7 protein-coding genes and 1 pseudogene are annotated in these 12,103 nt (G+C 64.5%); 5 read left to right on the plus strand and 3 right to left on the minus strand.

Going from position 1 to position 12,103, the window contains the following annotated elements:
- Positions 1 to 371: 371 nt before the first annotated feature.
- The 5 genes and pseudogenes from JQ575_RS44330 (at position 372) to JQ575_RS01885 (ending at position 4,873) form a co-directional block, all read left to right on the plus strand.
- Positions 372 to 542: a hypothetical protein gene (locus JQ575_RS44330; protein ID WP_249166364.1), complete on the plus strand. Its 171-nt coding sequence runs from the start codon at positions 372 to 374 to the stop codon at positions 540 to 542.
- Positions 506 to 1,561, plus strand: a complete 1,056-nt coding sequence (locus tag JQ575_RS01870) for an RNA ligase RtcB family protein (RefSeq protein WP_249166365.1) — start codon at positions 506 to 508, stop codon at positions 1,559 to 1,561. The genes JQ575_RS44330 and JQ575_RS01870 overlap by 37 nt, the downstream gene beginning before the upstream one ends.
- A complete protein-coding gene (prfH, locus tag JQ575_RS01875) occupies positions 1,558 to 2,181 on the plus strand; it encodes a peptide chain release factor H (protein WP_212031577.1) in 624 nt (207 codons plus the stop codon). The genes JQ575_RS01870 and prfH overlap by 4 nt, the downstream gene beginning before the upstream one ends.
- A 176-nt stretch (positions 2,182 to 2,357) precedes the next feature.
- Positions 2,358 to 4,466 carry an ATP-dependent DNA helicase RecG gene (gene recG / locus JQ575_RS01880; protein WP_212031578.1) on the plus strand — a complete coding sequence of 703 codons (2,109 nt, stop codon included), beginning with the start codon at positions 2,358 to 2,360 and terminating at the stop codon, positions 4,464 to 4,466.
- Positions 4,467 to 4,586: 120 nt separating this feature from the next.
- Positions 4,587 to 4,873: pseudogene (locus JQ575_RS01885) on the plus strand (GIY-YIG nuclease family protein).
- Between the two features lie 118 nt (positions 4,874 to 4,991).
- Here the strand turns inward: JQ575_RS01885 and JQ575_RS01890 are convergent.
- From JQ575_RS01890 to JQ575_RS01900, 3 genes are all read right to left on the minus strand, one after another.
- A complete protein-coding gene (locus JQ575_RS01890; RefSeq protein WP_212031579.1) occupies positions 4,992 to 5,774 on the minus strand; it encodes a DUF502 domain-containing protein in 783 nt (260 codons plus the stop codon).
- Positions 5,775 to 5,871: 97 nt separating this feature from the next.
- Positions 5,872 to 7,698, minus strand: a complete 1,827-nt coding sequence (glmS, locus tag JQ575_RS01895; protein ID WP_212031580.1) for a glutamine--fructose-6-phosphate transaminase (isomerizing) — start codon at positions 7,696 to 7,698, stop codon at positions 5,872 to 5,874.
- A gap of 204 nt (positions 7,699 to 7,902) precedes the next feature.
- Positions 7,903 to 11,439, minus strand: a complete 3,537-nt coding sequence (locus JQ575_RS01900; RefSeq protein ID WP_212031581.1) for an autotransporter domain-containing protein — start codon at positions 11,437 to 11,439, stop codon at positions 7,903 to 7,905.
- Positions 11,440 to 12,103 lie beyond the last annotated feature (664 nt).

Here is a 12,103-nt window from a genome sequence, read left to right on the forward strand (position 1 = left end):
GCCGGGCGGGGTTGATATAGCCATGGAAGCAGCGAATGTCAGTAGCGTTTCCGGCGCAAATCCAAGTGAAAATTCAAGTGAAAATCCAAGTGAACTTGATGCATGTGAACCTGATGCCTGTGACATGCGACAATAGCTTGGCATGGCGGACTTGCAGCTTTTGCGTTTCGCCGGTATGTGATCTGCGCGATCGGTGGCCGATTTTGGCTCGATCAACAGGGAGAAGGCTCGATGACGTTGTCTCGCCGCCCCGTCGAGGGCATCGCCTAAGGGCGTGTGCGTTAGCCACGCCGCTTGGGAAATCACGCGCTTGAGTCAGCGAGAGCTGTGCTGTGCGCGTCGACTAACCCAAATCTCCTGAAAGTTTTCAAATGGGCACTTTTCCCAAGATGGACGGCCGTGCGCCGATCCATGTCTTCGCCTCGTCCAAATCCTGGATCGAGGGCAACGCCACGCTTCAACTCGAACAGTCGCTGGCCTGGCTGGGGTCCGGGCGGTCGCCGCCATGCCGGATCTGCATCCCGGCAAATATGGTCCCGTAGGTTGCGCCATTCTGGCCGACCGGATTCATCCGCAGCTGGTCGGCTCCGACATCGGCTGCGGCATGGGGCTGTTTGCGCTCGACATCGCAGCTCGCAAGCTGCGTCTCGACCAGCTGGCCGAGCGCTTGAGCTCGCTCGATCAACCCTGGGATGGCGACGTTGGCAGCGCCCTGTCCGATGCCGGTCTTGACGCCACGACGTTCGATGCTTCGCTCGGCAGCATCGGCGGCGGCAATCATTTCTGCGAGATCCAGGCCATCGACGAAATCCTTGCGCCGGAGGCCGCTGCGCAGGCGGGACTGGAGCGGGACCGTGCCTACGTCCTGGTCCACTCCGGCTCGCGCGGCCTCGGTTACTCGATCCTGGAGCGCGTGCTGTCGAACGGGCAGGCAGCGCTTGATCCGGCGAGTGACGAAGGCGGATCCTACATGGATGCGCATGATCACGCCGTGCGATGGGCGAAGCTCAATCGCCGCATCATCGCGGAGCGGGCCGCAGTGGCGGCGCGTGCGGAACTGCGTCCTGTCAACGATCTGGCGCACAACTTGGTCGAGCGTCGTGGCAGTCGCGGTGACGACATCATGCTGCACCGGAAGGGCGCGGCCGCTTCCGATCGCGGGCTCGTGCCGGTGCCGGGATCGCGCGGGACGCTGTCCTATCTGGTGGAGCCGCTGGCGGCGATGCAGACCGAGGCGCTCGCCTCGCTCGCGCATGGTGCCGGCCGCAAATACGATCGGGCGTCCATGCACGGCCGCGTGCGGGGCAAGAAGTCCGATGTGGCGCGGCTGGAGCGCAATCCCTACGGCGGCATCGTCGTCTGCGGGGATCGCTGCCTGCTCGTGGAAGAAGCGCCGGAGGCCTACAAGAACATCGATCGCGTCATCGCCGACCTCGTCGAGTTCGGGCTGGCACGCGTGGTGGCGACGTTCCGGCCGCTGGTGACGTTCAAGAAGGCGCAATCCATCGTCGCGCTGAGCAGCGGCAAGCGCGAAAAATCCTGGAAGGAGGATCGCCGATGATCCGCCTTCTCCTCACCAGCGGACGCGGTCCGGCGGAATGCCGGATCGCGCTCGCAAAGGCTGTCGCGACGCTCACCGCCGAAGCGACTTCGCTCGGCCTTGATACCGATTGCGTGAATGGACCGAATCCGGACGGGCATGGCCCGGCGTCGGCGATAACGGTGATCCATGGCGACGCCGCCGCGGCCTTCGCACGGCCTTGGATCGGTTCGATCCAGTGGGTGGCGCAAAGCCCGCTCCGGCCACATCACAAGCGGAAGAACTGGTTCATTGGTGTTTTCGAACTTCCGGCGCCGCCCGAAGCGCCGAAAGCGCTGGCCGCGCACGACGTTCGCTTTGAAGCCTTCCGGGCCGGCGGCCCCGGTGGTCAGCATCAGAACAAGACCGGGAGCGCCGTGCGTGCGACCCACATCGCAACCGGTCTGTCCGTCGTGGCGCGCGAGGAACGCGCGCAACATCGGAACAAGGCGCTGGCATTGGAGCGGATTGCGGCACTGATCAGGCTGCAGGGCGAGCTCGAAGCGATCACCGCGCGGAATGACGCCCATGCCGCGCATGACCGTCTCGAGCGCGGCAGCCCGGTCAAGCGGTTCAAGGGCAGCGCGTTTCAGGCATCGTAGTCCGACACCAAAAAAGCCGTGGACCTGCCAGGCGGGGTCCGTTCGGAGAACGTCAACCCTTCCTGCTCGAAGAATTCGTCATTGCCGGGCTTGACCCGGCAATCCATCTGCTTCGTAAGATTCCTCTCGAAGAATGATGGATGCGCGGGTCAAGCCCGCGCATGACGGACAAGTAAATGCGCCCTCCTCTGCTCAATCCGCTGTTTGCTCCGGTCACGACGCTTGCTGGCGTCGGGCCGAAGCAGGACAAATTGCTGCGCTATCTGCTCGGCCGCAGCGAGACGCCGCGGCTGGTCGATCTGCTGCTGCATCTGCCGGCCAGCGTGATCGATCGCCGCGCGCGGCCAAAAATCCGTGAAGCCGTGCAGGGAACCGTGGTGACGCTCGAAGTCACCGTCGATCGCCACCGGCCGCCACCGCCGCGCAATTCGCGCGCGCCCTACCTCGTCTATGCCAGCGACGACACCGGCGACGTGGTGCTGACGTTCTTCCGCGCCAAGCCCGGCAATGTCGAAAAACTGCTTCCCGTAGGCGAGAAGCGCTACGTGTCGGGTACCTTGCAGATGTACGACGGGATTCCCCAGATCGTGCATCCCACCAACATCGTGGATGAAGCGGCCTTTGCGAAACTGACCGGCATCGATCCGGTCTATCCCCTGACCGAAGGCCTCGCGCTCGGCTCGCTGCGCCGTGCCGTGGCCCAGGCGCTGCAAAAGCTCCCCGAACTGCCCGAATGGATCAGCCCGGAAGTGATTCGCCGCTGCCACTTCCCGCCCATCCGTGAAGCGTTCACCCGCGTCCATATCCCGGTCGAACTGACGGACATCCTCCCCGATGGCCCGTTCTGGTCGCGGCTCGCCTTCGACGAACTTTTGGCGGGTCAACTGGCGCTGGCGCTGGTGCGCGCGCAGTTGCGCCGGCCGGCCGGTGATCGCCATGCCGGCGACGGCCATCTGCGCAGCAGGATCATCGACGCTTTGCCTTATGCGCTGACGGCGTCGCAGCGCGACGCCGTCGCCGCCATCACCGGGGATCTGCGCCAGCCGGTGCGGATGCTGCGGCTGCTGCAGGGCGACGTCGGATCCGGCAAGACGGTGGTCGCGCTGCTCGCGGCCGCCGCCGTGACCGAGGCCGGCAAGCAGGCCGCACTGATGGCGCCGACCGAAATTTTAGCGCGCCAGCACATCAAGACCATCACGCCGCTGGCCGAACGCGCCGGCATACGGGTGGCGATCCTCACGGGGCGCGAAAAGGGCAAGGAGCGACGCGAAATCCTGACCCAGCTGGAAGCCGGCGAGATCGATTTTCTGGTCGGCACCCACGCGCTGATCCAGGACGACGTGATCTTCAAGGGGCTGGCGCTCGCCGTGGTCGATGAACAGCATCGTTTTGGCGTGCGCGAGCGCCTCGCGCTCACCAACAAGGGCGAGGCCGTCGACGTTCTGGTGCTGAGCGCGACGCCGATCCCGCGCACGCTGGTGCTGACCTATTTCGGCGACATGGACGTCTCGGAATTGCGCGAAAAGCCGGCCGGCCGCCAGCCGATCGATACCCGTACCGTCCCCAACAGCCGGCTCGACGAGGTCATCGACGGCGTCGGCCGTGCGCTCAAGGCCGGCAAGCTGGTCTACTGGATCTGTCCGCTGGTCGAGGAATCCGAAGCCGAGGGCATCGAGCACCTCACCAACGCCACCGAACGGTTCGAGCGCCTGCAGCAGCGTTTTGGGGACCGCGTCGGGCTCGTCCACGGCCAGATGAAGGGCACGGAAAAGGACCGCGTGATGGCGCAGTTCGCCGCCCACGAAATCGGTCTTCTGGTTGCGACCACCGTGGTCGAGGTCGGCGTCGACGTCCCCGCCGCGTCGATCATGGTGATCGAGAACGCCGAGCGCTTTGGCCTCGCCCAATTGCATCAATTGCGCGGCCGCATCGGCCGCGGCTCAGAGGCGTCAACCTGCCTGTTGCTCTACAAGGAACCGCTCAACGAGATGTCCACCGCGCGGCTGAAAGTGATCCGCGAAACGTCAGACGGTTTCCGGATCGCCGAGGAAGACCTGAAACTGCGCGGCGAAGGCGACGTGCTCGGCATCCGGCAAAGCGGCCTGCCCGGCTACCGCATCGCGCGCTCCGAAGTCCACGGCCAGCTCATCACCCAGGCCCGCGACGAGGCGCTGCGGATCATGAAGGACAATCCGAAGCTGAAAGGCGACCGCGGCGAAGCGCTGCGGTGTTTGCTGTATTTGTATGAGCGCGATGAAGCGATCCCGCTGATCGGGGCTGGGTAAAGCTCTATCAGCCGTCATTGCGAGCGAAGCGAAGCAATCCATTCTTTCTTTTTGCGGCGAGATGGATTGCTTCGCTGCGCTCGCAATGACGGAGTAAGTTGGACGGTCGGAGAACAGTCGATGAAAAAACCGTGCGTCTACATCTTCGCAAACAAGCGCCACGGAACGCTCTATACAGGCGTCACCTCCAACTTGCCTAAACGCGCGTATGAGCATCGCGAGGGGCTGGTGAAGGGCTTCTCAGCCAAATACGGCTGCAAAATTCTGGTTTGGTACGAATTGCATGAAACCATGATCGAGCGATCACCCGGGAAAAGCAGATCAAAGCCGGCAGTCGCGCGAAGAAGCTGGCGTTGATAGAAGCATTAAACCCGGAATGGAAGGATCTCTACGAGACGCTGATTTGAGGCTCCGCTCCCTCCCCGTCATTGCGAGCGCAGCGAAGCAATCCATCGCACGGCATAACGGATGGATGGATTGCTTCGTCGCAAGGGCTCCTCGCAATGACGCCGAGGGGACGGTGCCCTACTCCACCTTCGCCGGCTGCAGCGTGGCTGCATTCGCGGCGTTGGCGGCACGCGCTGCTTGCGCGGCCTGCGCCGTCGCGGCCAGTGCCGCGATCTTCTTCTGCGGATCGGAGCCCGGCTGCACCACGCCCGCGGACATGATCAGGGTCGCGGCGTCTTCGGCACTCATGTCGATTTCGATGATCTTGTTCTTCGGCACGTAGAAGAAGAACCCCGTGGTCGGGTTCGGTGCGCAGGGCAGGAACACCGAGATGTGCTCATCCTGGCCGGGCAGCTTGTTGGCGATGTCGACGCTCGGCGATTGCGAGATCAGCACGATCGACCACATGCCTGGCGAGGGAAACTCGACCAGGCCGACCCGGCGAAAGCTCGATCCGTTCCCCGAAAACAGCGTCTCGAACACCTGCTTCAGGCCGCGATAGATCGCACGCACCGCCGGAATGCGGCCGAGCAGCCGTTCGCCGAGATCGACCAGGGTCCGGCCGATCAGGTTCGCGGTCAGGAAACCCAGCAGCGTCAGCGCGATCACGGCGACGATCAGCCCGGAACCCGGCAGCCCGAACGGCAGATAGGTTTCCGGCCGGTAGGCGGTCGGAACGAAGGGACGGACCAGATTGTCGACCCAGGTGACGAACCACCAGGTCAGATAGAAGGTGATCGCGATCGGTCCGGCGACCACGAGGCCGGTAAGGAAATAGTTGCGGAAACGGGCCATTAGCCCGCGTGGGGCTTCCGGCGGCACGTCGGCCGGGTTGGACGGGGGCAGATCTTGGGGATTCATTGCGGTTCCAGGTCGCGGGGGCAGCCGGTCTTGTTCCAGCTAAGCCATCCTAGCAGGTTTTTGAAGGCCCGAGATGCCGGCAAGCACGCCCCTGCGGCTATTCGACCGTGACCGATTTGGCCAGATTTCGCGGCTGATCGACGTCGGTGCCCATCACCACGGCGGTATGATAGGCCAGAAGCTGCACCGGAACGGCATAGACCATGGGCGTAAAGGTCGCAGCCATGTCGGGCAGCACGATGGTGACCAGGGATTCGATGGTCGCCTCCGCCGCACCCTTGGCATCGGTCATCAGGATGATGTTGCCGCCGCGGGCAGCCACCTCCTGCATGTTGGAGACGGTCTTTTCGAACACCCGGTCATGCGGCGCGATCACCACGACAGGCATGTTCTCGTCGATCAGCGCGATCGGGCCGTGCTTGAGCTCGCCGGCGGCATAGCCCTCGGCGTGGATGTAGGAGATTTCCTTCAGCTTCAGCGCGCCTTCCAGCGCCAGCGGATAGCTGGTGCCGCGGCCGAGATAGAGCACGTCGCGGCATTTGGCGATGTCGCGCGCCAGCTTCTCGATCTGCAGTTCGGTGGTCAGCGCCGCCGCCATCAGGCGGGGAACTTCGACGAGGCCATGGACCAGCTTGGTCTCGTCCTCGTCGGACAATTCGCCGCGCGCCTTGCCGGCGGCAACGGCCAGCGCGGCCAGCACCATCAGCTGGCAGGTGAACGCCTTGGTCGAGGCGACGCCGATCTCGGGCCCCGCCAGCGTCTGCAGCACGGTTTCGCTCTCTCGCGCGATCGTCGAGGTCGGCACGTTGACCACGGACAGCGTGTGGACGCCTTGCGACTTGGCATAGCGCAGCGCCGCCAGCGTGTCGGCGGTCTCGCCGGACTGCGAAATGAAGATCGCCAGATCGCCCTTGCGCAGCGGCGCCTCGCGGTAGCGGAATTCCGAGGCGACATCGACCTCGACCGGTACGCGGGCGAGCCGCTCGAACCAGTATTTGGCGATATGGCCGGCATAGCTCGCGGTGCCGCAGGCGACGATCGCGATGCGCTGCACACCCCTGAAATCGAACGGCAGCGTCACCGGCAGCATCACGCGGTCGGTCGCCATGTCGACGTAACGCGCCAGCGTATGGCCGACCACTTCCGGCTGCTCGTGGATTTCCTTGGCCATGAAGTGGCGGTAGTTCGCCTTGTCGACCAGCGAACTCGACGCCGTGTGCCTGATCGCGTCGCGATGAACGATCGCATTGTCCTTGTCGTAGATGGTGGCGCCCTTGCGCGTCAGCACCACCCAGTCGCCGTCCTCGAGATAGCTGACGGTGTTGGTCAGCGGCCCGAGCGCAATCGCGTCCGACCCCAGATACATTTCGCCGTCGCCGTGGCCGATCGCCAGCGGCGGGCCGTTGCGGGCGCCGATCATCAAATCATTGTCGCCGGCGAAGATGAAGCCGAGCGCGAACGCGCCGCGCAGCTGCGACAGCGCCGCCTTCACCGCTTCCACGGGACCCACGCCCTGGCCGAGCAGATTGTCGACCAGATGCAGCACGATCTCGGTATCGGTTTCGGTCTTGAAGACCGCGCCCTTTTTCTCCAGCGCCTCGCGCAACTCGCGAAAATTCTCGATGATGCCGTTATGGACCACGGCGACGCGTTCGGTCGCATGCGGGTGCGCGTTGTTCTCGGTCGGCCGGCCGTGGGTGGCCCAGCGGGTATGCCCGATCCCGGTATGGCCGGCGAGCGGTTCGGCCTCCAGCCGCTTTTCGAGGTTTTTCAGTTTGCCCTCGGCGCGGCGCCGCGCCAGATGGTCGCCTTCCAGCGTGGCGACGCCGGCCGAATCATAGCCGCGATATTCCAGGCGTTTGAGCGAATCCACCAACTGCTCCGCGACCGGAGCGCGTCCGAGAATGCCGACAATGCCGCACATGCGGTTTAATATCCCCAAATCGTCGAAAATTTGCCGAAGCAACGCCACGTTCCCTTAACGGGAAACGCGGCCGCTTACCTACTCAATAATTATTGCGGATTGAGACAGTCTTAAACGGCAAGATTAACGTCTACCATTGGTAAACGGCGTCCGACGGACTTAGGCGAACGCGGCGCGAAGGGCAATGCGTCTTCCCTGCCCGCCTTACCAGGCATAGCGAACCACGCCCTTGCCGGCGTAGCTCTCGGTCACGTTCGAGAACTCGCCCTCGAAGGTGCCGGCGATCGACCAGCCGTTGAGCCACTTCATCTCGGCGGAACCGGTCACCAGTGCGGCATCAGCGGCCTGCCGTGCACCGTTGACCACGAAGCTCGCGCCCGGCAGCGTCTGGAACGTGGCACCGATCGAGCGGTCCGGATCGTAATCATGCGCCCAGGCGGCGCGGCCGCGCAGCGTGAAGATGCCGTTCTGCACCGCGAATGATTTGTCCGTGCGGAGGCCGAGTTCGCTGCGGGTGCTGGTGACGCTCTTGGCGTTGTAAGCGAGTGCAAATGTGTTGGCGCCGACAATCGCCTGCTCGGTGTAAGCCGGCAGTTCGAACGTTATGAACTGCCCGGCAGCGTATGGCGTCCAGCCAAAGCCTTGGCTGACAAAACGATAGCCGCCCTCGACGCGCCCCGACCACGCATTGGCATTGAACTTCGCGCGCAATTGGTCGATGCCGGCGACGGTCACCGTGCGGTCGGTGGTGACATCCTGCCAGCCATAGGCGAGCGCGCCGGTGATATAGGCCGGGCCGACATCGTGGCGGATAAACGCACCGGCCTGGAACAGGTCGGAGCGTCCCGAGCCAAATCCATTGACGCTGAAACTGGTGCCGCCGCCGGCCAGCGCAAAGCCCGCCAGCGTGTTCGGCGAAATGCGATAGTCGGCGCCGACCGCGCCGGCCGCGAGGCTGCTGCGCGTGTTGTTCGATCCGAGTACCGTGTTGCCGTCTGTCGTCTGCGATCCGCCGAAGCCTGCCGCCCACACGCTCCAGCGCTGCTCGAAGCTTGGCGCAATCGGCGGCGCCTTGGTGTAGATCGCCGCCAGCGCATCGGTCGGCTTGCGCTTGGCTGCGTAAGCCATGCTCTCTTCGGCGTAGGCATTCGGATTGCCGCCGGCGCTGAAGGGATCGCCACGGCCGGCGATGAACGGATCGGTCATCACCCCCATGAACTGGTTCATCGCATTGAACGTGGTCTGCTGCGATCCGGTTGCGGTTTCGCCGGAGACTTGCGAAAGCCCGGCCGGCGTCAGCGTACCGAACACCAGCGGGATGCCGCCGGTGGCGTTGAAGAAGTTCGTCAGCGTATTGGCAACGTTCTGCTGGTTGCGATTGAGGCCGCTAAGCTGCGCCAGCGCGAGTTGGAGATTGAGATACGCATTATTGGCGTCGTAGCTCAGGCTCGACTGGAAGCCGCCGGGCAGATTGGTGTTCACGATTGATCCGAACGTGCCGCTGATGGTGGCGGCGTTGAGGATCGTGTACTTCTTCTCGACATAGCTGCCGGCCGCAAAATTCGCATTCACAGTGGCGCCGCCGAGCGTCGCCGCACCGGTGACGTTGACGCGATCGGCGTTAGTTGGCGAAACCTCGACCATGTAGCTCGACGCCGCCGCGAACACGAGGTTGCCCTGCACCGTCAGCAGCCCGATCGAATTGCCCGGCGCCAGCGTACCGCTATTGATGGTGGTGTTGCCGACGGTGCCGTTGCCGCCGAGCGTTGCGCCGGCATTCACCGTGGTCAGCGCCGACGATGCGATCGAGCCGTTCACCGCCAGCAGGCCTGCGTTGACCGTCGTGTTGCCGGTGTAAGTGCTGTTGCCGGTGAGGTTGAGCGAACCGGCGCCGTTCTTCTGCAGTGCGCCGGCGCCCGAGACAACGCCGTCGAACTGGACCGCGTTCGAGCGGTTGAAGGCGAGCGTGCCGCTGTTGAGCACGTTGCCCGCGAGCGAGCCGGTGGTGCCGCCCGCGCCGACCTGCAACTGCGCGCCCGCATTGATGGTGGTGCCGCCGGTGTGCGTAGCGGCGCCGGTCAGGACGAGATTGCCGGTGTTGGGGCCGATGGTGTTGGGGCTTGCGACGGTCAACGCGCCGTCGCCGGAGATGGTGCCGCTCGACAGACCGCCGCCGACGCGGCCGATCACGCCTGCATCGAGGATGAAGCTGCCGGCCGATTGGAGGTTGCGGATGCCGTTACCCGTGGGCGAAGCCCACCCGAAAGTTGCTCCCGCCGCAATGTTCGTCGCATTCGCCGCTCCCATGAAACCGATGAGAACGAAGGTGGTCTGGCGAACAGTGCCGCCGAGAATGTCCACGGTGAAGCTCTCCGGGAGGCCGAAGCTGCCGTTAACGAACCCGACGTTGATCAGTCCCGTGCTGCCTGCCTGCCCGAATTGAATCGCGTTGGGGCCAACTGCGAGGCTGAGGCCGCCGGTCAATGTGAGGGCCTGGCCATTGCCCGCAACCACGTGCAAGGCGCCTCCTGTGCCGACGCTGAGGTTGTTCGCCAGCGTGCCAGTGACGTTGGCGAGGAGCGTGCCGTTGGCGAAGCTCACTGCGCCGGTGCCGAGACCCGAGGTATTCTGGATCGCGAGCGTGCCGGCCGTGATGGTGGTCCCGCCCGCATAGGTGTTGGTGCCGGACAGGGACAGTACGCCGGCGCCGGTCTTCGCGATCGATCCGGACCCGGTGATCACCTGATCCAACGCAGAATCAGTCGGCTGAGCGAATGTGAGCGAGCCGGTGACGGCGATGTTTCCATCGATGCCCGAAGCGGCATTGCCGAACGTGATGGTGTTGGTGCCGCCGGTAAGGGTGATTGCGTTGGCGCGTGTCACGCCATCACCATTCAATCCGCCCCTGATCGTGCCGTTGTTATTGATCGTCAGACCCGCGCCGATGACACCGACGCCACCCGCGCCGTTCGCGCCATTGCCGCCGGCACTCACCCCGCCAGCACCACCAGCGCCGCCCTGCAGTAGCGCCCCTGCGCCGACATTCAGTGTTCCGCCGGCGGAAAAAATAGCTCCTGCGCCGCCGGTGCCACCGGCACCGCCGAAACCAGTTGCACTCGCACCACCCGCGCCGCCAGCGCCGCTGATCCGCGCAACTCCAGGGTTGATACTGTAAGTGGCGGTGTTTATGAGCAAAATCTGGGCCCCGCCGGCGCCACCGCCGCCTCCGCCGCCAGTCCCGTTTCCGGCGCCGCCGGCACCACCGGCAGATCCGGTGAAATTCCCCGCGTCATTCACGACGGCCGACGTCTCCGACAGGTTGAAGCCGCCTCCGCCTCCGCCGCCTCCAGCCCCCGCGGCCCCGCCGGCGCCGCCAACGCCTCCTGTGCCAAGAGCAGAGGTCGCGCCCAATCCGCCTGCAGCAAGTCCGCTCCCCGCGCCACCTGCGCCCCCGACTCCGACTGCCCCGCCACTGCCGCCGCCGCCACCGCCGCCCCCGCCGCTCGCGTTGGCGGTGCCGGCCGTCCCGGTGCCGCCAGTGCCCTGCGCCGGATTATCGACGCCGCCTGCACCGCCGGCCCCCGCGCCGGTTGCCCCCGATCCGCCCGATCCGCCATCGGCGAACGCAGGGGAGCAGTTGAGGCCGATCGCAAGCAGTGTGACGGAAAGAGATAGCCGTACCAGCGTGGTGCTTCCCAGCAGGGCACCGCGAAATCGCTTTATCGAACTTGAGGGGCGCATTTGATGCTTCTCGTGTCAAAAAACTGGCATGGCGACAAAAAAAGGGCCTTAGGGGCCGACGCCTGGAATCGGAGCATATCGGAATCGGACGTCACCGCCGGGCGGTTGCAATCGGACCTGCGCGTTTTCCGGTCGGTGTGATGGGACGGCAACAGGCGGTTGCACGCGTTCTGTGCGCTTGAACAAGACCACTGGATGACCGCCAGACTCCAGCGACAGCGTCACCAGGGGCGCAACATCCGATTGCAGCTTTTGCAGACATCCGCCGAAGGGGACCGCCCGACATGGTGGCGTTATCTCCGTCGCGCGATATCGCTGGGCGAAGGTGCGACAAAACAACCCGACGGGCAAATCACTTCTGATTTACGGAAATCGTGTCAAGCCCCGGAATAAAAAATATTTCGCTTTCGCCGTCGGGCAAATCATCTCTACGAGTTTGCGTTATCCCGTCCCACTCAGAGGGGCGTCGGCCGTCGTCACGACGAGGGGCGGGTTGCGGTGGACGTAACAGTTGCGATGGACGGTCGCGGCTGAAGCGTACGGCGAAAGCGTGTGGTCCTGGCGCCCGTAACGGCGTTAAGTCCTGCGGGAGCTAACGCTTCCGAGGGGCGACGGTGGCAATAGAGGCCGTCTCACCGGGGAGAGCGCGTCATAAGCCGTAAAG

Source organism: Bradyrhizobium sp. JYMT SZCCT0428 (assembly GCF_018131075.1).
Lineage (GTDB): Bacteria > Pseudomonadota > Alphaproteobacteria > Rhizobiales > Xanthobacteraceae > Bradyrhizobium.